19 protein-coding genes and 1 pseudogene are annotated in these 22052 nt (G+C 59.9%); 10 read left to right on the top strand and 10 right to left on the bottom strand.

The genetic code is table 11. The features are described from left to right. Positions 1-12: 12 nt before the first annotated feature. Positions 13-1443 carry an exodeoxyribonuclease I gene (gene sbcB, locus PMI34_RS06720; protein WP_008052483.1) on the top strand — a complete coding sequence of 477 codons (1431 nt, stop codon included), beginning with the start codon at positions 13-15 and terminating at the stop codon, positions 1441-1443. 99 nt (positions 1444-1542) lie between these two features. Here sbcB and mvaT read toward each other — a convergent pair whose 3' ends face one another. Beyond that, on the bottom strand, positions 1543-1920 hold the full coding sequence (gene mvaT, locus PMI34_RS06725) for a histone-like nucleoid-structuring protein MvaT (protein WP_007933316.1): 378 nt from the start codon (positions 1918-1920) through the stop codon (positions 1543-1545). A 336-nt stretch (positions 1921-2256) separates the two neighbouring features. On the opposite strand from mvaT, the gene purU reads away from it, so the two are divergent. Both purU and PMI34_RS29005 read left to right on the top strand, forming a co-directional pair. Beyond that, complete coding sequence (gene purU / locus PMI34_RS06730) at positions 2257-3105, top strand: formyltetrahydrofolate deformylase (RefSeq protein ID WP_007993692.1); 849 nt, start codon at positions 2257-2259, stop codon at positions 3103-3105. Between the two features lie 86 nt (positions 3106-3191). After that, positions 3192-3368 carry a hypothetical protein gene (locus PMI34_RS29005; protein ID WP_008052482.1) on the top strand — a complete coding sequence of 59 codons (177 nt, stop codon included), beginning with the start codon at positions 3192-3194 and terminating at the stop codon, positions 3366-3368. Here PMI34_RS29005 and PMI34_RS06735 read toward each other — a convergent pair. The 5 genes and pseudogenes from PMI34_RS06735 to PMI34_RS29790 form a co-directional block, all read right to left on the bottom strand. Beyond that, positions 3355-4350 (bottom strand): lysylphosphatidylglycerol synthase transmembrane domain-containing protein, encoded by a 996-nt coding sequence (locus tag PMI34_RS06735; protein WP_008052481.1) that lies wholly within the window; start codon positions 4348-4350, stop codon positions 3355-3357. The genes PMI34_RS29005 and PMI34_RS06735 overlap by 14 nt on opposite strands. After that, entirely contained in the window at positions 4347-5123 is a 777-nt protein-coding gene (locus PMI34_RS06740) for a DUF2334 domain-containing protein (protein ID WP_008052480.1), read from the bottom strand. The genes PMI34_RS06735 and PMI34_RS06740 overlap by 4 nt, the downstream gene beginning before the upstream one ends. Continuing rightward, positions 5116-6228: a glycosyltransferase family 4 protein gene (locus PMI34_RS06745; protein WP_008052479.1), complete on the bottom strand. Its 1113-nt coding sequence runs from the start codon at positions 6226-6228 to the stop codon at positions 5116-5118. The genes PMI34_RS06740 and PMI34_RS06745 overlap by 8 nt, the downstream gene beginning before the upstream one ends. Before the next feature lie 227 nt (positions 6229-6455). After that, positions 6456-7220, bottom strand: coding sequence for a methyl-accepting chemotaxis protein (locus tag PMI34_RS29795; RefSeq protein WP_412072454.1), 765 nt, complete (start codon positions 7218-7220; stop codon positions 6456-6458). 93 nt (positions 7221-7313) lie between these two features. Beyond that, positions 7314-8345, bottom strand: a pseudogene (locus tag PMI34_RS29790) (HAMP domain-containing protein); the annotation flags it as partial. Between the two features lie 188 nt (positions 8346-8533). On the opposite strand from PMI34_RS29790, the gene PMI34_RS06755 reads away from it, so the two are divergent. Then, positions 8534-10012, top strand: coding sequence for a helicase HerA-like domain-containing protein (locus PMI34_RS06755; protein ID WP_032829814.1), 1479 nt, complete (start codon positions 8534-8536; stop codon positions 10010-10012). A 54-nt stretch (positions 10013-10066) separates the two neighbouring features. On the opposite strand, the gene PMI34_RS06760 is transcribed toward PMI34_RS06755, so the two are convergent. Next, entirely contained in the window at positions 10067-10522 is a 456-nt protein-coding gene (locus PMI34_RS06760; RefSeq protein ID WP_008052476.1) for a DUF721 domain-containing protein, read from the bottom strand. Positions 10523-10829: 307 nt separating this feature from the next. On the opposite strand from PMI34_RS06760, the gene secA reads away from it, so the two are divergent. The 4 genes from secA to PMI34_RS06780 all read left to right on the top strand — a co-directional run bounded on the left by secA (position 10830) and on the right by PMI34_RS06780 (position 16638). Then, positions 10830-13565, top strand: coding sequence for a preprotein translocase subunit SecA (secA, locus tag PMI34_RS06765; RefSeq protein WP_032829809.1), 2736 nt, complete (start codon positions 10830-10832; stop codon positions 13563-13565). A 120-nt stretch (positions 13566-13685) separates the two neighbouring features. Then, on the top strand, positions 13686-14903 hold the full coding sequence (argJ, locus tag PMI34_RS06770; RefSeq protein WP_008052474.1) for a bifunctional glutamate N-acetyltransferase/amino-acid acetyltransferase ArgJ: 1218 nt from the start codon (positions 13686-13688) through the stop codon (positions 14901-14903). A 161-nt stretch (positions 14904-15064) separates the two neighbouring features. Then, positions 15065-15697 (top strand): glutathione S-transferase family protein, encoded by a 633-nt coding sequence (locus PMI34_RS06775; RefSeq protein WP_008052473.1) that lies wholly within the window; start codon positions 15065-15067, stop codon positions 15695-15697. After that, positions 15694-16638: a Nudix family hydrolase gene (locus tag PMI34_RS06780; RefSeq protein ID WP_008052471.1), complete on the top strand. Its 945-nt coding sequence runs from the start codon at positions 15694-15696 to the stop codon at positions 16636-16638. The genes PMI34_RS06775 and PMI34_RS06780 overlap by 4 nt, the downstream gene beginning before the upstream one ends. Before the next feature lie 135 nt (positions 16639-16773). Here the strand turns inward: PMI34_RS06780 and PMI34_RS06785 are convergent, their stop codons facing one another. From PMI34_RS06785 to PMI34_RS06795, 3 genes are read right to left on the bottom strand one after another with little or no spacing between them, the layout of a single operon-like run. Continuing rightward, positions 16774-17355 (bottom strand): cob(I)yrinic acid a,c-diamide adenosyltransferase, encoded by a 582-nt coding sequence (locus PMI34_RS06785; RefSeq protein ID WP_008052470.1) that lies wholly within the window; start codon positions 17353-17355, stop codon positions 16774-16776. A gap of 2 nt (positions 17356-17357) precedes the next feature. Continuing rightward, positions 17358-19394, bottom strand: a complete 2037-nt coding sequence (locus PMI34_RS06790) for a sensor histidine kinase (protein WP_032829808.1) — start codon at positions 19392-19394, stop codon at positions 17358-17360. Between the two features lie 45 nt (positions 19395-19439). Continuing rightward, positions 19440-20357 carry a putative 2-dehydropantoate 2-reductase gene (locus tag PMI34_RS06795; RefSeq protein WP_008052466.1) on the bottom strand — a complete coding sequence of 306 codons (918 nt, stop codon included), beginning with the start codon at positions 20355-20357 and terminating at the stop codon, positions 19440-19442. Positions 20358-20492: 135 nt separating this feature from the next. Between PMI34_RS06795 and PMI34_RS06800 the strand changes: the two genes are divergently transcribed. Both PMI34_RS06800 and PMI34_RS06805 read left to right on the top strand, forming a co-directional pair. Then, entirely contained in the window at positions 20493-20978 is a 486-nt protein-coding gene (locus PMI34_RS06800; protein WP_007977344.1) for a YajQ family cyclic di-GMP-binding protein, read from the top strand. A 136-nt stretch (positions 20979-21114) separates the two neighbouring features. Continuing rightward, positions 21115-21957, top strand: coding sequence for a mechanosensitive ion channel family protein (locus PMI34_RS06805; protein ID WP_008052464.1), 843 nt, complete (start codon positions 21115-21117; stop codon positions 21955-21957). The last annotated feature ends 95 nt before the right edge of the window (positions 21958-22052 follow it).

Raw genomic sequence — 22052 nt, 5'->3', positions numbered from 1 at the left:
CAGGAATCGCCCGTGACCTCCATCTTCTGGTACGACTACGAAACCACTGGCATCAACCCCCGTTGCGACCGTCCGTTGCAAATGGCCGGCCTGCGCACTGACTTCGATCTCAATGAAATCGACGAGCCAGTCAATCTTTACTGCCAGCCCAGTGATGACATCCTGCCGCACCCGGCTGCCTGCACGATCACGGGGATCACCCCCGGGCAACTGCAGGCGCAAGGCTTGAGCGAAGCCGATTTCATGACCCGGGTGCATGCCCAGCTTGCGGCACCCGGTACTTGTGGCGCGGGGTATAACACCTTGCGTTTCGATGACGAGATGACCCGCTACAGCCTGTACCGAAACTTTTTCGACCCCTATGCGCGGGAGTGGCAGGGCGGCAATAGCCGCTGGGATCTGATCGATGTGGTGCGCGCGGCCTATGCCTTGCGCCCCGACGGCCTGGTCTGGCCGACCGATGACGAGGGGCGGGTCACGCTCAAGCTCGAACGCCTGACCGCCGCCAATGGCATCGATCATGGCAATGCCCACGAAGCACTGTCGGACGTTCGCGCGACGATCGCCCTGGCGCGCCTGATACGGGAAAAACAACCGAAGTTGTACGACTGGCTGTTTCAACTGCGCAGCAAACAGAAGGTCATGGACCAGATACGCCTGATGCAACCTTTGGTACATGTTTCCGGACGTTTTTCGGCCGCGCGCAACTATGTGGGGGTGGTGTTGCCGCTGGCCTGGCACCCACGCAACAAGAACGCCCTGATTGTCTGCGACTTGCACCTCGATCCCCAGGGCCTGCTTGGCCTCGATGCCGAAAGTTTGCGCCAGCGCTTGTATACCCGACGCGACGAACTGGCCGAAGGCGAGTTGCCGGTGCCGTTGAAGCTGATTCACATCAACAAGTGCCCGGTGGTGGCACCGTTGTCGGTACTTCGCCAGGAAGATCAGCAACGTCTGGGTCTGGATATGGCGCTCTATCAGCAGAGGGTTTCGCAGCTCAATGACACCCGCAAAGTTTGGCTGGATAAAATCCTGGCGATTTATGCCCGCGAAGATTTTTCCCAGAGTCAGGATCCGGAGCAACAGTTATACGATGGATTTATCGGTGACCGGGATCGGCGATTGTGTGAACAAGTCAGGACCGTTGACCCGATGCAATTGGCACAAGAGCAGTGGCCTTTCGATGACGAACGTTTGCCGGAATTGCTGTTTCGATATCGCGCACGCAACTTTCCCGACACGTTGAATTCCGAAGAGCAAGAACGCTGGCGAATATTCTGTCAGAAACGTTTGTCAGACCCTGAATGGGGTGCGCCAAATACCCTTGATAGTTTTGTGGACGCCGCAGCCCAATTGAGCGTTAGTGCTACTGCGTTTCAGCAAGGGGTGCTCGGTGAGTGGCAGGATTATGTCCAGGGACTGCGCCAGCGTTTGCGTCTTTGAAATCGAACATGCCTGGGATTAAACGTCGCGCATAAAAAAACGCCAGCATTTGCTGGCGTTATTTTTTGTCACGGATCCATCTGCGACAAGCTCTGAGGCTTAGCCCAGCAGAGTAGCCCAGCCTTCCACCACGTCACCGCCCCACTTGGCTTTCCACTCTTTCAGAGTCTTGTGGTTGCCACCTTTGGTTTCGATGACTTCGCCGTTGTGCGGGTTTTTGTATTGTTTAACTTTGCGAGCACGCTTGGTGCCGGTAGTTTTCACTGCACCGCCGCGTGGTGCCTTGGTTTTGGATTCTGGATCCAGCAGCGCGATGATGTCACGCAGGGACTTGGAGTATTCACCCATCAGGGTGCGCAGTTTGCCTTCGAATTCCAGCTCGGTTTGCAGTTTGTCGTCTTGGGACAGGTTCTTCAAACGGGCTTGCAGCTCTTTGATAGCTTCTTCGGTGGCGCGATATTCGTTGATCAAGGACATGGTGACTACCTTATGTTGTACGCTGGATGGCAGGTGACAGTGCGGCAATAATAGTCACGGTGTTTCATCAAGTAAACATTTAAGGCAAGTTTATTTAATTTAATTGCCGGGGTTTTGGCGCGCATTGGTAGTGCAGTAATTAGTGTGGTCCCGGTCTGTCGGATATACATAAATTAACAATTGACCGGCACCGCAAGAGCATCTGTGCAAGCAGGCACTGCTGGTGTCCGCGCCGCAGCATCGACCTTCCGGCAGGGCGAAACGTCAACAATACTGCAGTTTTGCTGCGCAATCGCTAGAATGGCGGCCTTTGCGAAGTTCTGGAGTTTCCCCCTCATGCGCACTTTTCGTCTGGTGATTTCTTGCCCGGACCGTGTTGGCATCGTTGCCAAAGTCAGTAACTTTCTGGCATCACACAACGGCTGGATCACTGAAGCGAGCCATCACTCGGACAATCTCAGTGGCTGGTTCTTCATGCGTCACGAAATCCGTGCCGACTCCCTGCCATTTGGTATCGAAGCGTTTCGTGAAGCCTTTGCCCCGATCGCCGAAGAGTTCTCGATGGACTGGCGCATCACCGACACCGAGCAAAAGAAACGCGTGGTCCTGATGGCCAGCCGCGAGTCGCACTGCCTGGCCGATTTGCTGCACCGCTGGCACAGCGATGAACTGGACTGCGAAATTTCCTGTGTGATTTCCAACCATGATGACTTGCGCAGCATGGTGGAGTGGCACGGTATCCCGTACTACCACGTCCCGGTCAATCCGCAGGACAAGCAGCCGGCCTTCGCCGAGGTTTCGCGCCTGGTCAAACAGCACGACGCCGAAGTGGTGGTGCTTGCCCGCTACATGCAGATCTTGCCGCCGGAGCTGTGCAGCGAGTATGCGCACAAGGTCATCAACATTCACCACAGCTTCCTGCCGTCGTTCGTCGGCGCCAAGCCGTACCACCAGGCCTCCCTGCGCGGCGTGAAGCTGATCGGTGCGACTTGCCACTATGTGACCGAAGAGCTGGATGCCGGCCCGATCATCGAGCAGGACGTGGTGCGCGTCAGCCATAGCGACAGCATCGAAGACATGGTGCGTTTCGGCCGCGATGTCGAGAAAATGGTGCTGGCCCGTGGCTTGCGTTATCACTTGGAAGACCGCGTGCTGGTGCACGGCAACAAGACCGTTGTCTTCTGACAGGCGTACGTTACAGTTGAAATTCGAAGGGCCTGGGCGTTCAATCGCTTCAGGCCCTTCGCCGTTTCTGCACCGAGGACATGACCATGGCCGATCCACTGGACAAAGCCACCTCCAAGGCCCCCGCCACGCTGGGCGAAGGTTGCCTGAGCCGCTATGACCCCGATGACATGGGGCCAGAAACCGGTACGGAGTTTCCTGATGCCGAGCAGCTGTGGGAGCAGTTGCAGCAAGAGCTCCAGGACAAGCCTAAGTCTGCCTGAGGCTCATCAACTTCATCAGCAGCGGCCGACCCAGCATCAGCAAAAACACCGGCCCTCCGACCAGTAAATAGAAGTAATAGGTCACCGCCCGCCAAATCAGAATCGCCGCGGCTGCCGTGGACTTCCCGACCATGGGCGCCAGCAGCGCGGCGGACGTCAGCTCAGCCGCCCCGGCTCCGCCCGGCAGCAGGCTGAATTGCCCGGCGCTCAGGGCCAGCATCTGGATCAGAAAACTCCAGGCCCACTGCAAGTCCGCGCCAAGCCCTCGTAACGCCAGGTACAGCACGCTGTAGCGCAGGATCCAATGCACACAGGTCAGGGCGAATACCTTGATCAAGGTCTGCACGGGCAACTTCAGCGTGTCGGTAAACGCCGCCAGAAACTGCAGGAGCTTGCGCGCCCAACGCATTCGCGTGGCCGGTTTGACATTGATCCGGGCGAGCCAACGGCCGCTCAGGCGAATCAATAAACGGTGGTAACGGGCCACCAGGACGCAACTGATCAGGCCGCAGAACAGCGAAACGGCGCTGACCATCAGCATCCATTCCATGCGCTGGCTGAGGTGCTGGAACAGGGCGTAAATCAGAATCCCGCTCAGGGCACAGAGGAAAAACAGCAAGTCGCTAAGTTGATCCATGGCAAACACCGCACTGCCCCTGGCCGGACGCACGCCGCGACGCGCCAGCAAAGCCATGATCGTCAGAGGCCCGCCACTGCCGCCGGGCGTGGCGCAGTAGGCGAATTCGGCGGCCATCACCACGCCGAGGCTCCTGAACCGGCCGACCTTGTCGCATTGATCCCCCAGCAACAGACGCAAACGCAGGGTGTTCATCCCCCAGCACAGCAGGATCATGCCGAACATGATCAGCAACCACGGTAGCGGAAATGCGGTCAGCCGAGACCAGGTTTCGCTGCCGCCCAACAATAATGGAATCAGCACTGCCGCGAGCAGGCCAACGAGCAACAGCAGTGCGCGACTCATGCGACACGGCCCATTCGGTCGTCTTGCAGCGCCAGCCAGCGGGCCTTGGTCATCGGAACTCTTCCATTGTCGAGCAGGCGCTCCAGGGTTTGTAGCCAGTAGCGGCGCGAGAACTCATGGCGCATGTCCACCGGGTGCAGGCCCAGGCGAATCACCGGAGCGTGCTGCCAGCGCTGTTCACGCCGGTCGCTGACGAGCTTCGATACGCCCCGGCGCCAGGCGCTGCGCGCACTCCAGACCAGCCCCGGCGCCTCGATCGCAGTGAAATCCGGTAGCCGGTATAAATGTTGCGAGTCGCTGGTGTAACTCAACGGCAATTGGCGCAGTGCCTGGCGAGTGCCTTGGCTCATAAGCCAGGCCGGGGCGACGAACCCCGCGAGCGGCCAGTCATGGCGGTGGAACATCTCGATGCCCGAACACAGGCGGGTGAGGGCGACTTCCTGCGACAAGCGGTAAAACTCGCCTTCGTGGGTGTAGACCCGACGCATGAACCAGTCACGGGGATTGATTGTCATCGGCCCGTCGTCGCAATGGAAATAGCCATGCAATGCCAGTTCGTCGCCCCGGGCGACCCTGGCGCCGAGCTGGCGGCAAAATTGCGGATGGGCGTCCAGATTGTTGTGTTTGTGGAAATCCGGGACCACCAGCCAGGTGATCGGCACGTCACCCAAGGCGTCGACGGCTTTGACGAATGGCTGGTAATCGGCCCAGGTGGGCGGTGCCAAGTCGTGCAGTACCAGCAGTAAAGCGGGCCTGTTCATGGGCTCAACCATTGGCGGTCAGCGGCCATTGGCTGCCGAGCACGGCGTGGTAATGGCGCAGCAGGCTGTTGACCACCGTGTCCCAGGCGTAATGTCGTTCGACATGCAATCGCGCTTGTCGGCCCAGCGCTACGCTGCCCGAGCAGAACAGTTCTCGAACAGCGGTGGCCATCGCGGCGGGATTGTTCGGCGTACAGAGCCGGCCGCAGTCCTCGGTGACGATTTCCTCGAAGGCCCCGGCCGCCACGGCTACCACCGGAATACCGCTGGCCATGGCCTCCAGAATAACCAGGCCGAAGGTTTCCTGATCGCCGGCGTGAAGCAAGGCGTCGGCGCTGGCCATCAGGCGGGCCACCTGCGCCGCCGGGCAGAACTCGTCGATCACCGTCACGTTGGACGGCACGGCCGTGGGCATCGACGAGCCAACCAGCAACAGGTGATAGCGTCGGCCCAGGCGTTTCATGCAGTCGAGCAGCACCGGCAGGTTTTTTTCCTTGGAACCTCGCCCGGCGAAGATCAAGAGGCGGGTGTTTTCGTCCAGGTCCAGTTCGGCACGCAGCCCGGGGTCTCTGGCATCGGGATTGAAGGTTTGCAGGTCGACACCGAGCGGTTGTACGTAGACATTCCTGACCCCAATCCCGGTGAGCTTGTCGGCCATGACCCGGCTGGGCGCCAGGACCCGGTCGAAGTTGCCGTAGAGCTTGCTGACATAGGCCTCGACGTTGTTGGTCACCCAGTTGCCCATGCGGTTGCTGACCAGCAGCGGCAGGTCCGAGTGATAAAAACCGATGACCGGCACATCGAGTTGGCGCCGTGCATCCAGTGCCGCCCAGGCGGTGAGGTAGGGGTCGCCGACTTCGATCAGATCGGGCTGCAAGTCTTGCAGGACATTGCACCAGGGTGCGAGGCGCAGAGGAAAGCGATAGCCCTTGCCGAAGGGCAGGGCAGGGGCGGGAACCGTGAAGATGCCATCCTGCTCGCTAAAAGAAGACCCGGGAATCAGCAAGCTGTGGCGAATGCCCGGTTTGATCCCCAAACGACGGTGTTTGGCATCCAGGTAAGTGCGCACGCCACCGCTGGCAGGGGCGTAGAACATGGTGATGTCAGCGATATGCACGATGAACGATCCTCCGGTCCCGGTACTCCCTTGGTTGACCTATATGAAGGATAGATGTTCGGTTGGGGTTGTGCGGGTGGGGGGGTCAGCGGGGGAGATGCATCGTTTGACAGGCCGCCTTCGCGGGCAAGCCCGCTCCCACAGGAGTCAAGGTGAGCACAAATTGTGTGAACACCCAAAATACCTGTGGGAGCGGGCTTGCCCGCGAAGGGGCCCGCAAGAGCGCCTCAGATCCTGAAACTGCCCACCAACTGCTTCAACCGCGCCGCCTGCTGCTCAAGATCCGAGCAGGCGCGCAATGTCGATTGCAGGTTTTCCACGCCTTCCTGGTTCAGTGTGTTGATCTCGGTGATATCGACGTTGATCGACTCCACCACGGCGGTCTGTTCCTCGGTTGCGGTAGCCACCGACTGGTTCATGCCGTCGATTTCACCGATGCGCAACGTCACGCTGTTCAGGCGTTCACCCGCGAGGTTGGCGATTTCCACGCTGTCCTGGCTGTGGCGCTGACTGTCGCTCATGGTGCTGACCGATTCCCGGGCGCCGACCTGCAGCTCCTCGATCATGGTTTGCACCTGTTGCGCCGATTCCTGCGTGCGGTGTGCCAGGTTGCGCACTTCGTCCGCCACCACGGCAAATCCACGACCGGCTTCACCGGCGCGGGCGGCTTCAATGGCGGCGTTGAGTGCCAGCAAGTTGGTTTGTTGGGAAATGCTGGTGATCACTTCGAGAATCTGCCCGATGTTCACCGTTTTGCTGTTCAGCGATTCGATGTTGGAACTCGATGCGCTGAGCATGCTCGACAGTTGATTCATCGCCACGATGCTGCGGTCCACCACTTGCTGGCCGTCTTCGGCCAGGCTGCGGGCATCGCTGGCCTGGCTCGAAGCCTGAGCGGCGTTACGGGCAATTTCCTGGGCGGCGGCGCCGAGTTGGTTGATGGCGGCCGCGACGCTGCTGGTGCGCGAGGCTTGCTGGTCGGAGTTGAACATCGACGAGTTGGAGGCGGCCACTACGCGCAAGGCCACTTCGTTGACTTGCCCGGTGGCCGAGGAGACTTCGCGGATCGAGCCGTGAATGCGCTCGACGAACCGGTTGAACGCGGTGCCCAGGGTGCCGAATTCGTCATGGTTCTGGATCGTCAGGCGCTTGGTCAGGTCGCCTTCGCCGTCGGCGATGTCGGCCATGGCGCGGGTCATGACGTGCAACGGCTGGATCAGGATGCGAATCAGCATGCCGAGCAGGGCGATGATGATGGCCACGGCAATGACGGTCGCAATGACAGCCGAGGCGCGGAATTTGCTGAGCATCGAGTAGGCTTTTTCTTTGTCGACCGATACACCGATGTACCAGTTGACCGACGACAAGCCTTTGATCGGGGTGAAGGTCACGATGCGGGTTTTGCCGTCGACCTGGATTTCGCTCATTGCGCTGCTGATGGCCGGCGTGTCTTGCGGGTAGACATCCTTGAGCATCTTCATCGCCAGCGCTTTGTCGGGATGTACCAGGATCTTGCCGTCGGAGCTGACCAGGAAGGCATAGCCCATGCCGTCGAAATCCAGCGTGCCAAGGCTGTCGGCGATCACCTGAAAACTCAGGTCGCCACCGACCACGCCGATGTTCTGGCCGTCCTTGATAACGCTGTCGACAATGGAAATCACCAGTTGGCCGGAGGCCAGATCAATATACGGCTCGGTCAATGCCGAACCGCTGCTGCCTTGTGCGCTCTTGTACCAAGGGCGTGCACGCGGGTCATAGCCATCGGGCATCTTGCTGTCCGGGCGAATGATGAACGAGCCATCCTTGCTGCCGAGGTAGGCGCCCATGAAGGTCGAGGTCACGGCTTTTTGTACAAGCAGGCTGGAAACGTTGTCGGCATCGGGGTTGAGCGCGACAGTTTGCGACAGGTTTTCAATCAGCAGGCTGCGCCCGTTCAACCAGGTCTGGATATTGTTAGCGGTAACTCCGCCCATTTCCTGCAGATAATTTTCCAGGTTTTCGCGAATGGCATTGCGCTGCAAATAGTCGTTGTACAGCGTGAATGAGGCGAAGGCGGCAATCACAATGAGGGCGGCGGCAAGCAGGATTTTATGGCTGAAACGCAGATTTTTGTTCATGGCTTGGGGTTCCGCTAAGGTCTTAATGTCCAGCGCGTGCTTTTATAAAGGGACGCACGACGGGCAAGGTTGAAAGCAAGTGAATTTTCCGACTCTCCTTAGGGAAATTTCCGACCAGATCGTGTCTGACTGCTTTGTCGTTATCTCTATCGGCCGTGCAGGACCAAAGATTAATCATGGGTGACCAAATGCCTGACTCATTGCAACTCGTTATCGGCGCCGATCTCAAAGGGCAGCCGATTGCCCAGGCCATGCGCCTGGCGAACCGCCACGGATTGATCGCGGGCGCGACTGGTACCGGCAAAACCGTCACTTTGCAACGATTGGCCGAAGCCTTCAGCGATGCCGGCGTGGCGGTGTTCGCCGCCGACATCAAGGGTGACCTGTGCGGCCTTGGCGCCGCCGGCAACCCTCAGGGCAAGATCGCCGAGCGGATTGCCGGGATGCCCTGGCTCAACCATAAGCCTCAGGCTTATCCGGTGACGCTGTGGGACATACACGGTCAGTCCGGTCATCCTTTACGCACAACCTTGAGTGAAATGGGGCCACTGCTGCTGGGCAGCCTGCTGGAGCTGACCGACAGTCAGCAGTCGGCGCTGTACGCCGCGTTCAAGGTGGCGGACCGCGAAGGCCTGTTGTTGCTCGATCTCAAGGACCTGAAGGCGTTGCTCAATCACCTGCGGGACAACCCCCGGTTGCTGGGCGACGATGCGGCATTGATGACCACAGGCTCCAGCCAGGCATTGCTGCGACGTCTGGCGACCCTGGAGCAACAGGGCGCCGAAGCCCTGTTCGGCGAGCCGGCGCTGCAACTCGAAGACATCCTCCAGCCCACGGCGGACGGCCGTGGTCGCATTCATTTGCTCGATGCCAGCCGCCTGGTGCATGAGGCGCCGAAAGTCTACGCGACGTTCCTGCTGTGGCTGCTGGCCGAGCTGTTCGAACAGTTGCCCGAGCGTGGCGATGCCGACAAACCGTTGCTGGCGCTGTTCTTCGACGAGGCCCACTTGCTGTTCAACGGTACGCCCCAGGCATTGCGTGATCGCCTGGAACAGGTCGTGAGGCTGATTCGTTCGAAAGGCGTGGGCGTGTATTTCGTCACCCAGTCGCCGGGTGACCTGCCTGATGATGTGCTGGCGCAGTTGGGCTTGCGCATCCAGCACGGTCTGCGTGCGTTCACCGCCAAGGAGCAGAAGTCCCTGCGCGCGGTGGCCGAGGGTTTCCGGCCGAATCCTGCGTTCGATGCCTTAGCGGTGTTGACCGAACTCGGGATCGGTGAGGCGCTGGTCGGCACCCTGCAGGAAAAAGGCACGCCGGAAATGGTCCAGCGGGTGCTGGTGGCACCGCCGCAATCGCGGATCGGGCCTTTGACGGAAACCGAGCGCACGATATTGATCGCAGGCTCACCGTTCAAAGGGCGTTATGACCAACCGATCGATCGCGAATCAGCCTATGAGGTGCTGATGGGACGCAAGGGACTGGCTCCTGAGCCCGAAGCGGAGCAGGGCAAACAGGAACCGAGCTTCACCGAGCAGGCGGGAGAGTTCCTCGGTACCGCGGCAGGGAAGGCGCTGAAATCGGCGATGCAACAGGCGGCGAACCAGATTGGCCGACAGTTGGTGCGCGGCTTGATGGGCTCGTTGCTAGGCAGCAAAAAACGCCGCTAGCTTGAGCGAACACAGTCAATGTGGGAGCAAGCCCGCTCCCACATTGGTCCAGTGTCAGGTTTTGGATTTGGCGTGCGCCGCCAACCGCTCCAGCGCCGCCCGCAAATTCGGGTCGCTGATGCCGTCGGCAGTGGCCTGAATGGTCGCTGCCGCGTCGTTGGACAAATCCATCGTATGCCCGGCCGCACCTTGCTGAACGGTCGGCGGTTGAACTTTGAACAGGATCCGGGTCAGATTGGCAAACTCGTCGAACATTTGCAGTTGCCGCTGCAGGCGTTTCTGCTGGTAGCGCAGGCGGGTTGCCCAATGACCGTCGGTGACAATCAGCAACAAACTGCCTTCGCGCCAGGAAGCCACGTGGCAATGCTCGCGAGCGGCGGGTTGCAATTGGCTTTCGAGCAAACGTTGCAGATGACCCAGGCGTTGAGCGTGGCCGAGAATGGCTTTCAGCGGCTTGGCTTCGCGTAGTAGAACGGCAGGTACTTTGGCCGTAAGTGGGCGAAATGCCATGATCAGACACCTGAAGTAACAGAGGCGCCATGGTAGCAGAAAGCGCCGGATGCACCCGCCCATTGCTTTTGTGGGTGCTTTGCCCATTAAATCAACAACTAACTTCTGTCTTGAATGGCTTGAAGTTGAGCAAAACGCCCTTATTTTAAGTGAGCCCCGTCAAAGCGCTGTGCCAGCATCGTGGAATATCGCCACTTTCCTCTCCATCGTTTCCGGGTAGAATGCTCGTTCGCATGCGGCCATGAGGGCTGCACGGGCGACTCACGGGGCCGCCCTCCATCCCTTTAGTGTGGAAGATCCTGCCGATATGTTTGCGCCTTTGTTAAAGAAACTTTTTGGAAGCAAGAACGAGCGTGAAGTCAAACGCATGCTCAAGACGGTGCAACTCGTCAATGCCTTCGAAGAGCAAATGGTGGCCCTTTCGGACGATCAATTGCGTGCCAAGACAAGCGAGTTCAAGGCCCGCATCGCCAAAGGGGAATCCCTCGACAAACTGCTGCCAGAAGCCTTTGCGGTCGCCCGCGAAGCCGGCAAGCGTGTCATGGGCATGCGCCACTTCGATGTCCAGCTGATCGGCGGCATGACCTTGCATGAAGGCATGATCGCGGAAATGCGTACCGGTGAAGGCAAGACCCTGGTGGCAACACTGGGCGTTTACCTCAACGCGCTGTCCGGCAACGGTGTGCACGTTGTGACGGTGAACGACTACCTGGCCCGACGCGACGCCAACTGGATGCGCCCGCTGTATGAATTCCTCGGCATGACGGTCGGCGTTGTCACGCCGTTCCAGCCGCCGGAAGAGAAGCGCGCTGCCTACGCCGCCGACATCACCTACGGCACCAACAACGAATTCGGTTTCGATTACCTGCGTGACAACATGGCGTTCAGCATGGAAGAAAAATTCCAGCGCGAACTCAATTTTGCCGTGATCGACGAAGTCGACTCCATCCTCATCGACGAAGCCCGTACGCCGCTGATCATCTCCGGTCAGGCCGAGGACAGCTCCAAGCTGTACATCGAGGTCAACAAGCTGATCCCGCAGCTCAAGCTGCACGTTGAAGAAGTCGAAGGCGAAGTGACCCAGGCCGGTCACTACACCGTCGACGAAAAGACCCGTCAGGTCGAGCTCAACGAAGCCGGTCACCAGTACGTCGAAGAGACGCTGACCCGCATCGGCCTGCTGGCTGAAGGCGAGAGCCTGTACTCGGCGCACAACCTGAGTCTGTTGACTCACGTCTACGCCGGCCTGCGTGCGCACAAGCTGTTCCATCGCAACGTCGAATACATCGTGCAGGACGGTCAGGTCATACTGGTCGACGAGCACACCGGCCGTACCATGCCGGGCCGCCGCTTGTCCGAAGGCCTGCACCAGGCCATCGAAGCCAAGGAAAACCTGAACATCCAGGCCGAAAGCCAGACGTTGGCGTCGACCACCTTCCAGAACTACTTCCGTCTGTACAACAAGCTGTCCGGCATGACCGGTACGGCCGACACCGAAGCGTTCGAGTTCCACCAGATCTATGGCCTGCAGGTCATGGTGATTCCACCGAACAAGCCGCTGGCCCGTAAGGACTACAACGACCTGGTGTTCCTGACCGCCGACGAGAAATACGCGGCAATCGTGGCCGACATCAAGGAAAGCATGGCCGCGGGCCGTCCGGTTCTGGTCGGTACCGCCACCATCGAAACCTCCGAGCACATGTCCAGCCTGCTCGTGAAGGAAGGTATCGAACACAAGGTCCTGAACGCCAAGTTCCACGAAAAGGAAGCCGAGATCATTGCCCAGGCCGGTCGCCCGGGCGCACTGACCATCGCCACCAACATGGCCGGTCGTGGTACCGACATCCTGTTGGGCGGTAACTGGGAAGTGGAAGTGGCTTCCCTGGAAAACCCGACCCCTGAGCAGATTGCCCAGATCAAGGCCGACTGGCAGAAGCGTCACCAGCAAGTGCTCGAATCGGGCGGTTTGCAGGTGATTGCCTCCGAGCGTCATGAATCGCGCCGTATCGACAACCAGCTGCGTGGTCGTGCCGGTCGTCAGGGCGACGCCGGTTCCAGCCGTTTCTACCTGTCGCTGGAAGACAGCCTGATGCGCATCTTCGCCTCTGACCGGGTGAAGAACTTCATGAAGGCTCTGGGCATGCAGCCTGGCGAAGCGATCGAGCACCGCATGGTGACCAACGCCATCGAAAAGGCCCAGCGCAAGGTTGAAGGCCGCAACTTCGACATTCGCAAGCAACTGCTCGAGTTCGACGACGTCAACAACGAACAGCGTAAAGTGATCTATCACATGCGTAACACGTTGCTGGCCGCCGACAACATCGGCGAGACCATCGCCGACTTCCGTCAGGACGTGCTCGACGCCACCGTCAGCGCGCACATTCCTCCGCAATCGCTGCCTGAGCAGTGGGACGTGGCAGGTCTGGAAGCTGCATTGCAGAGCGATTTCGGTGTGACGCTGCCGATCCAGCAATGGCTCGACGAAGACGATCACCTGTACGAAGAAACCCTGCGCGAGAAACTGATGCAGGAACTGATCGCGGCGTACAACGAGAAAGAAGACCAGGCGGGCGCCGAAGCGCTGCGCACCTTCGAGAAGCAAATCGTTCTGCGCGTACTGGACGACCTGTGGAAAGACCACCTGTCGACCATGGACCACCTGCGTCACGGTATCCACTTGCGTGGTTATGCCCAGAAGAACCCGAAGCAGGAATACAAGCGCGAGTCGTTCACCCTGTTCTCCGAATTGCTGGATTCGATCAAGCGCGATTCGATCCGTGTGCTGTCCCACGTTCAGGTTCGCCGCGAAGACCCGATCGAAGAAGAGCAGCGCCTGCGTCAGGAAGCCGAGGCATTGGCCGCTCGCATGCAGTTCCTGCATGAAGAAGCCCCAGGTCTGGAGCAGCCGGAAGTGTTGGGCGAAGAGGTTGATGTTGCCCTCGCTGCCGCGCCGGTTCGCAACGAGCAGAAGCTGGGTCGCAATGAGCTGTGCTACTGCGGTTCGGGCAAGAAGTTCAAGCATTGCCACGGGCAGATTCAGTAAAACCCGTTTCAATCGCTGAAATACCCGCGCCGCGACCGGCTTCTGCCGTCGCGGCGTTTTACCATTCGAACCACCGTTCTGCTGAAACGGTGCAGACATCATTTATAAAGGAGCGCATTCATGGCTGTTGGTCTTGGTCCTTTGCCAACGTTGCACCCGGTTGCCGGTTTTGAACTCGGTATCGCCTCGGCCGGCATCAAGCGCCCGGGGCGCAAGGATGTTGTGGTCATGCGCTGTGTAGAAGGCTCCACGGTTGCCGGCGTGTTCACCCTGAACGCCTTTTGCGCCGCACCGGTTATCCTGGCCAAGCAACGCGTGCAAGGCCCTGTGCGTTACCTGCTGACCAACACCGGCAATGCCAACGCCGGAACCGGCGAGCCAGGCCTGGTCGCCGCCGAGCGCACTTGCGCGAAACTGGCCGAGTTGACCGGTGTCGATGCCAAACAGGTGCTGCCGTACTCCACCGGTGTGATCGGCGAGCCACTGCCGGTCGAAAAAATCGAAGGCGCGCTGCAGGCGGCCCTCGACGACCTGTCGATCCACAACTGGGAAGCTGCCGCCACCGGCATCATGACCACAGACACCCTGCCCAAAGGCGCGAGCCGTCAGTTCCAGCACGACGGTGTGACCATCACCGTTACCGGCATCAGCAAAGGCGCCGGCATGATTCGCCCGAACATGGCGACCATGCTCGGCTACATCGCCACCGACGCCAAAGTCTCGCGCGACGTGCTGCAAAACCTGATACTGGACGGCGCCAACAAGTCGTTCAACCGCATCACCATCGATGGTGATACATCGACCAACGACTGCTGCATGCTGATCGCCACCGGTCAGGCCGCATTGCCGGAAATCACCCGCGCCGAAGGCGAGCTGTTCGCCAAGCTCAAGCAAGCGGTGTTCGAAGTGTGCATGGACGTGGCCCAGGCCATCGTTCGTGACGGTGAAGGCGCAACCAAATTCGTCACCGTTGAAGTCAATGGCGGCGGCAATCACCAGGAGTGTCTGGACGTCGGTTACACCGTGGCTCACTCGCCGCTGATCAAGACCGCGCTGTTTGCTTCGGACCCGAACTGGGGCCGTATCCTGGCGGCCGTAGGCCGTGCCGGTGTGCCAAACCTGGATGTGAGCAAGATTGACGTGTTCCTCGGCGACGTGTGCATTGCCAGCCATGGCGCGCGCGCGGCGACCTACACCGAAGTCCAGGGCGCGGCGGTGATGCAGCAGGAAGAAATCACTATCCGTATCGAGTTGGGTCGTGGCGATTGCAGCGAAACCATCTGGACCACCGACCTGTCCCACGAGTACGTGAAGATCAACGCTGAGTACCGTACCTAAGATCGGGTCGACCCGATCGCGGGCAAGCCCGCTCCCACAGGTTCAGCAGCGTACACAAGGGTTGTGTTCAACGCGGTCACTGTGGGAGCGGGCCTGCCCGCGATGACGGATGACCAGACGCTAGAGATTTTGGCCTGTCCCCCCACCAAAAGGTCCCGAACATGAGCCTGCACCTGATCATCGGCGACAAACTGCATTCCTCCTGGTCCCTGCGCGGGGCCCTGGCCCTCGATCTGGCTGGCGCCTCCTACACCGAAGAATTGATCAAGCTGAACCAGCCGGACACCCGTGAGCGTCTGCTCAAGCATTCGCCCACCGGCAAGGTCCCGCTGCTGAAAACCGAACACGGCACCATCGCCGACTCCCTGGCGATTGCCGAATACCTGGCAGAACAGTTTCCCGACGCGAACCTGTGGCCCAAAGACACTGCCGCCCGTGCCCAGGCGCGTTCGGCGTGCGCGCAGATGCACAGTGGCTTTTTCGCCATGCGCGGCAACATGCCGTTCGACTTGAGCCATGACGCAGCGCTGTCACCGGTCCCGGCCGATGTCCAGGCGGACATCGAGCGCATGTCAGCGTTGTGGGCCGAGTGTCGTGCCGCAACCACCGAGAGCGGTCCGTACCTGTTTGGCCGCATCACGTTGGCCGACGCGTTCTTTGCACCCATCGCGGTGCGCCTGCGCACCTATCGGGTGAAGCTGTCCGTGGCCGACGAAGCCTATGTTGAAAGCATCTACCAATGGCCAGCCTTCAAGGCCTGGCAGAAGGCTGGACTGGAGGAATTGCAAAGGTGAGACGAGTCCATGTCGCCGCCGCCGTCATCCGCGATGGCAGTGGCCAGATCCTGATCGCCCGCCGTGCCGATTCACAGCACCAGGGCGGCCTGTGGGAGTTTCCAGGCGGTAAGGTCGAGGCCGACGAGTCGGTCGAAACCGCACTGGCCCGTGAACTCCATGAGGAACTGGGAATTGTGGTCGGCGCGGCGCGCCCGCTGATCAAGATCCGGCACGATTACCCGGACAAGCAGGTGTTGCTGGATGTCTGGGAAGTCTCGTCGTTTACCGGCGAACCTCACGGCGCCGAAGGTCAACCGCTGGCCTGGGTGTCGCCCCGCGACCTGTCGGGCTACGAGTTTCCGGCGGCCAATCAGCCGATCGTCGCAGCGGCCCGATTGCCGTCGCAGTACCTGATTACCCCGGAAGATCTGGAAACCCCGGCGTTGCTGCGTGGCATCCAGAAGGCCATTGCCGGTGGCATCAAGCTGATCCAGTTGCGCGCACCGAGCGGTTACGATCCCAAATATCGCGACCTGGCCGTGGATGCGGCAGGCCTGTGTGCCGGCAAGGCGCAATTGATGATCAAGGGGCCGTTCGAATGGCTGGGCGATTTCCCGTCCGCCGGTTGGCACATTACCTCGGCGCAGTTGCGCAAATACGCAGCGGCTGGCCGACCGCTACCGGCATCGCGCTGGCTGGCGGCGTCATGCCATAACGCTGAAGAGTTGGAACTGGCCGAACAGATGGGAGTGGATTTCGTGACCCTGTCGCCGGTGCAACCCACCCTGACTCACCCGGGCGCCGAGCCATTGGGTTGGGAGCAGGCGTCGAGCTTGATCGAGGGCTTCAGCAAGCCGGTGTTCCTGCTTGGTGGCGTTGGCCCGGCGGAGGTCGAGAAAGCCTGGGCGGCGGGTGCGCAGGGTGTGGCGGGGATTCGGGCATTCTGGCCTGAGGCCTGACTTTGTAGCGCTCCTGCTGGCCCTTTCGCGAGCAAGCCCGCTCCCACAGTGTTCAAGGTGAAACACAGATTGTGTGAACACCAACAATCCCTGTGGGAGCGGGCTTGCCCGCGAAGGCGGCCTGACAGTCGCCGATTATTTATCAGGCTTCGCCGCCGGCTGCCAAAGAATCTCCGCCACGCCCTGACGCTTGGCAATCAGCCGCGCCACCACAAACAACAAATCCGACAACCGATTGATGTACGCCAGACCAACCCCGGCCAACGGCTCAATCGCATTCAATTGCTGACACCGCCGCTCGGCACTGCGCGCCAGGCTACGGCAGACATGGGCCTGGGCAATCAGCGCCGAACCGCCGGGCAAGATGAAGTTTTCCAGTGGGCCCAACTCTTCATTCCACACATCGATTGCCGCTTCCAGGCGCTCGATTTCCGCCGCATTCAGCGCCTGATACACCGGCATTGCCAGCTCACCGCCCAGATCAAACAATCGATGCTGGCAAGGCGCCAAAACCTCGATCACTTCCTGCAAGCCGGCAAAAGTATCCGTTTGTGCCGCCAACCCGGCCAGCAACACGCCCACCTGACTGTTCAGCGTATCGACTTCGCCAATGGCCTCGATCCGCGGGTGATCCTTGGGGACGCGACGACCATCGCCCAGCCCGGTCTCGCCTTTGTCGCCAGTGCGGGTGTAAATCTTCGACAAACGAAAGCCCATGGTTACCTCGATAGCAGATTGAGTTCTTGCGAGACAGGCGGCGTGCTCGCCAGGGGCAGGCGCAAGGTGAAGCAGGTGCCTTGGCCCAGGGTCGATTGCACTTCCATCTGCCCCTTGTGGTTATTGGTGATGATGAAGTACGACACCGACAGTCCAAGCCCGGTGCCCTGGCCGATTTCCTTGGTCGTGAAAAACGGCTCGAAGGTCCGTTTGCGCACATTTTCGCTCATGCCAATGCCGTTGTCCTCGACCTGAATTTCCGCCCATGGCGGATTCAGCCTGGTGCGCAGAACGATCCGCCCAGGCTCGCTGTCGTCTTCGCGCTGGTGGATGGCTTGCGCGGCGTTTTTCAACAGGTTGAGCAGCACTTGCTCCAGTTCGTTGGCGGTGCCGGGGACCGGTCCCAGGGCTGGATCGAACTGGCGAATGATGGCCTGGCCCTTGAAGTCGAAGCCGATCGCCAGGTCGAAATCATTCCCGGCGATCTCCACCGCCTGGTCGATCAGGGCGGGCAGGTCGCACGGGGCCATCTGGCGGGTGCTGCGACGGCTGAAACTGAGCATGTGGGTGACGATTTTCGCCGCCCGGGCACCGGCCTGCTGGATGCCGTCGAGCAACTGTGGCACTTCGCGGATTTGCAGGTACTGGTTGACCGTCGCCAGTTCGATGCCGGCCTGTTCGGCCACTTCGAGGTTCTTCGGTAAATCGGGCGACAGGCGTCGGCGAATGTTTTGCACGTTGTGCAGGATCGCGCCCAGTGGGTTATTGATCTCGTGGGCCATGCCGGCGGCCAGGCCACCCACCGACAGCATTTTCTCGGACTGCACCATCATCTCCTCCAGGGACAGGCGCTGGGTGATGTCGTCGATCCGGATCACCACGCCACGCCCGGCACCGCCCATCAATGGATAGAACGTCAGGGCGTAGTGGCGGGGTTCGTCGTCCTTGAGCCAGGTGACACGTTCGATCTTGGCCACCGTATGCTGCTCGACCGTTTCCTTGAGTTGCGGCAAGAACGGCTTGAGCGGTTCGAAGGCCAGGAAGATTGGCTGGTTCAGAGCTTCATCGAGGCGCGTGCCGGACAGGGCGCTGGCCTCCTGGTTCCATTGCGTCACGTAGAGCTGTTCGTCGAGGGCGATCAGCGCCGACGGCATGGAGTCGATGATGCTGTTGAGGTAGTTCTGGAAACCGGTGAGCTTTTTCTCGATCTTGCTGCGCACCTGGACTTCGAGCTCCAGTTTGCGGTTGGTATGGCGGGTTTCTTCCGCCAGACCCTGAGCCTGGTCGTAGGCTGCCTGGGAGTCGTCCCTGGCCCGCTTGAGTTGCTGCTCCCGGGCCTCGATCCGTGAGAGCATGGTATTGAACGCCTCGGCGAGGCTGCCGATTTCATCGTGGTTTCCGCGTGAAGCACGCAGTGCGTAGTTTTCTTCGCGGGTTACCTGTCGGGACAACTCTTCGAGCTGGTGGATCGGCCGGGTGATCAGGCGCTTGATCTGGCGGGCAATGATCAGCCACAGCAGCACGCTGAAGATCAGAATCCCCAGGCTGGCCGTCAGGGTCCCGGTGTAGAACGCCACTGGCAGTTCGCTCGTGGCCACCAACAGTAGGTGCCCTGGTGCCGCACCGGTGCGGGGCAGGGTAATGATTTGGTTGGTACGAAACTCGGTGGCCTGCCAGTCTTCGATATGCCGGAAACGCTTCGGCAGCTCCAGGTTGTCGCCACGCTGCAATTGCGCCAATCGCTCACCCTTACCGTCATAGAGGGCTGCCGCGCGCAACGGCGAATAGCTGTCGAGTTCATTCAGCAGGCGCTCGGCGCTTTGGGGGGACGCCAGGGCTTCGGAGGCAAGGCTCGGGTTGGATACCAGCCGGCCGATGGTCTGCAGGGCCTGGGGCGCCATGCTTTCCTGGGAGATGTAGTAGGCGGCGCTGATAAAGGTCAGGTTGGCAACCAGCAGGACGGTGACCATCAGTACCAGCAGGGCAGCCAGCAGTTTCTGGCCGACGGGCAGGTTTTCAAGGCGCTGGCGCAATGGCATCGGATTCATCGCAGAAAAGGAACAAGTGGCCAGCGTAGCCGCTGCTCAGTCGCTGGGCAATCCAAGGCTTTGCAGGCGGGCGATCAGCCTTGCCTCAAGTTGATTGAGGTGAGGCAGGTTCAGTTGATGACGTCCGGCCACTTTGCAGGCGTATCCCAGCAGGTAGCTGATTTCCGTGCGACGCTGGCTCGTGACGTCCTGATGCATCGAGGAGTAGTTGGCCGCGGTGGCGTGAATCACCCGTTCGACTTCCTGCTGCAGGTTTTCGGCTGCTGCCGGCTGACCACAGCGCTCAAGCAATTCCACCAGTTCGCCGCACAGGGTGGCGACTTCACAGTGATGTTGCTGCAAACCTCCGTTGCGGCAATCGTGCAGCACCGTCAGCGGATTGATCGCACAGTTGAGGGCGAGTTTGCGCCACAGCCTGGTCAGGATTTCGGTGCTCCACTCGTGAGGGATGCCGGCAGCGCTCAGGTCATCGAGCCAGATCGGCGCCACCGGATGGCTCGCATCCCCCAGCCAGGTGAAGCCATGCCCGGCAAACACCACGCGCCAATCGCCATCGCGAAAGGCACCTTCGGTGCTCGAGGCATAAATGCAGCGTGCCTGAGGAACCTGTGCGGCCACCGCGTCCTGGCTGCCCAGGCCGTTTTGCAGCAGGATCAGTTCGGCGCCTGGAGCCAGGCGTGGCGCCAATCGGGCCACCGCACTTTCGGTGTCGTAGGCTTTGCACGCCACCAGCAGGCGGTGGATCGGTTGGGGATTGTCGGCTGTCTCGGCGGGCACGGCATAGAGTTGCGCCTCGCCGTGTTCCACCAGTGTCACTCCACCGGCTGTCTCATAGGCCAGCAGTCTCGCGGCGTCCCGCAGGATCAGCCTGACCGGCACTCCGGCCCGTGCCAGACGTGTCGCCCATAAAGTGCCGAGGCTGCCGGCGCCCAGTACATGCCAGGTGGTGGACATCAGCTTTTTGCTCTGTTTAAGGCGTGCATCGGCAGCTCGCAGTGAATGATGGGAAAGACCCGTTATAATCAGCGCGGATTTTAACCGCAAGCCAGGCGTGCTCCATCAGTGCGCCTTTAAATTTGGAGAGATTACATGCCGTCGTTCGACGTGGTATCCGAACTGGACAAACACGAAGTCACCAACGCGGTCGAGAACGCCGTCAAGGAACTCGATCGTCGTTATGACCTGAAAGGCAAAGGCAGCTTCGAGTTCAAGGAAAAAGACCTGACCGTCAACCTGACCGCCGAAGCGGATTTCCAGCTCGAAGCGATGATTGAGATCCTCAAGCTGGCGCTGGTCAAGCGCAAAATCGACGTGCAGTGCCTTGAAGTCAAGGACGCGTTCGCATCGGGCAAGCTGATGAAGCAGGAAGCCGTCCTCAAGGAAGGCATCGACAAGGAGCTGGCGAAGAAAATCGTCGCCCATGTCAAAGACGCCAAGCTCAAGGTCCAGGCGGCCATTCAGGGCGAGCAGGTTCGCATTACCGGCAAAAAACGTGATGACCTGCAAGAAGCCATTGCAGTGCTGCGCGCCAAGGAATTCGGTATGCCGCTGCAGTTCAACAACTTCCGCGACTGAGTCTGAAAGCGGGAACCTCTTGGCGTTTGCGACGTCGCAGATCCAAGCACCGGCAGAAACGATTGAGCCCGTCGCGGTTCGATCTTTCTGCCGCTTTTTTACGCGTGCCGGGTAGCCGGAAAACAGGAGAGAGTAGATGGACTTAAATGCCGAGGTAGACAATCTGGTCAAGGTATCCCAAACCTGGATCCCGATGATCATGGAATACGGCAGCCGTGTACTGCTGGCGGTCATCACCCTGGCCATCGGCTGGTGGCTGATCAACAAGGTCACGAAAAAGCTCGGCGGCCTGATTGCATTGCGTAATGCCGACCTGGCGCTGCAAGGTTTTATCAGCAGCCTGGCGAACATCATCCTCAAGATCCTGCTGGTCGTCAGCGTGGCCTCGATGATCGGTGTGGAAACCACTTCGTTTGTGGCAGCGATTGGTGCGGCAGGCCTGGCCATTGGCCTGGCCTTGCAGGGCAGTCTGGCGAACTTCGCCGGTGGCGTGCTGATTTTGCTGTTTCGCCCGTTTCGCATCGGTGACTGGATCGAGGCTCAGGGTATCGCCGGTACTGTCGACAGCATCCAGATTTTCCATACCGTACTGCGTACCGGTGACAACAAGACCATCATCGTGCCTAACGGCAATCTGTCGAATGGCATCATCACCAACACCAATCGTCAGCCGACCCGCAAAGTCGTTTTTGATGTAGGCGTTGATTACGAAGCGGACTTGCAGAAAGCCCGTGAAGTATTGCTGGAGTTGGCCAAGGATCCGCGAGTATTGGCAGATCCGGAACCACAGGCAGTTGTTTCTACCCTGGGTGACAGCTCGATCACGCTTTCGCTTCGTGTCTGGGTAAAGACTGCCGATTACTGGGACGTGATGTTCATGTTCAACGAACTGTCCCGTGATCGTCTGCGAGAGGCCGGCATCGATATTCCATTTCCACAGCGGGTTATTCGTGTGGTTCAGGAGTCCGCAGTGCAGTGATAGACCTTGTCATACATGCCTGACTTTTCGGTCAGGCATGTATGGCGATTGTTCAATAATTGAACAATATTCACAGACAACAAAAAAGGCCCATC

Origin of the sequence: Pseudomonas sp. GM74 (assembly GCF_000282455.1) — a bacterium.
Lineage (GTDB): Bacteria > Pseudomonadota > Gammaproteobacteria > Pseudomonadales > Pseudomonadaceae > Aquipseudomonas.
Note: the sequence above shows the minus strand (reverse complement) of the source record. Positions and strands in the feature narration are given on the sequence as shown.

Bases quoted from the DNA above. Each gene is read 5' to 3' on its own strand.
- mvaT (WP_007933316.1), bottom strand. From the start codon at position 1,920: ATGTCCTTGATCAACGAATATCGCGCCACCGAAGAAGCTATCAAAGAG.
- purU (WP_007993692.1), top strand. From the start codon at position 2,257: ATGCGCACTTTTCGTCTGGTGATTTCTTGCCCGGACCGTGTTGGCATC.
- PMI34_RS29005 (WP_008052482.1), top strand. From the start codon at position 3,192: ATGGCCGATCCACTGGACAAAGCCACCTCCAAGGCCCCCGCCACGCTG.
- PMI34_RS06735 (WP_008052481.1), bottom strand. From the start codon at position 4,350: ATGAGTCGCGCACTGCTGTTGCTCGTTGGCCTGCTCGCGGCAGTGCTG.
- PMI34_RS06740 (WP_008052480.1), bottom strand. From the start codon at position 5,123: ATGGTTGAGCCCATGAACAGGCCCGCTTTACTGCTGGTACTGCACGAC.
- PMI34_RS29795 (WP_412072454.1), bottom strand. From the start codon at position 7,220: ATGTTCAACTCCGACCAGCAAGCCTCGCGCACCAGCAGCGTCGCGGCC.
- PMI34_RS06755 (WP_032829814.1), top strand. From the start codon at position 8,534: ATGCCTGACTCATTGCAACTCGTTATCGGCGCCGATCTCAAAGGGCAG.
- PMI34_RS06760 (WP_008052476.1), bottom strand. From the start codon at position 10,522: ATGGCATTTCGCCCACTTACGGCCAAAGTACCTGCCGTTCTACTACGC.
- secA (WP_032829809.1), top strand. From the start codon at position 10,830: ATGTTTGCGCCTTTGTTAAAGAAACTTTTTGGAAGCAAGAACGAGCGT.
- argJ (WP_008052474.1), top strand. From the start codon at position 13,686: ATGGCTGTTGGTCTTGGTCCTTTGCCAACGTTGCACCCGGTTGCCGGT.
- PMI34_RS06775 (WP_008052473.1), top strand. From the start codon at position 15,065: ATGAGCCTGCACCTGATCATCGGCGACAAACTGCATTCCTCCTGGTCC.
- PMI34_RS06785 (WP_008052470.1), bottom strand. From the start codon at position 17,355: ATGGGCTTTCGTTTGTCGAAGATTTACACCCGCACTGGCGACAAAGGC.
- PMI34_RS06790 (WP_032829808.1), bottom strand. From the start codon at position 19,394: ATGCCATTGCGCCAGCGCCTTGAAAACCTGCCCGTCGGCCAGAAACTG.
- PMI34_RS06795 (WP_008052466.1), bottom strand. From the start codon at position 20,357: ATGTCCACCACCTGGCATGTACTGGGCGCCGGCAGCCTCGGCACTTTA.
- PMI34_RS06800 (WP_007977344.1), top strand. From the start codon at position 20,493: ATGCCGTCGTTCGACGTGGTATCCGAACTGGACAAACACGAAGTCACC.
- PMI34_RS06805 (WP_008052464.1), top strand. From the start codon at position 21,115: ATGGACTTAAATGCCGAGGTAGACAATCTGGTCAAGGTATCCCAAACC.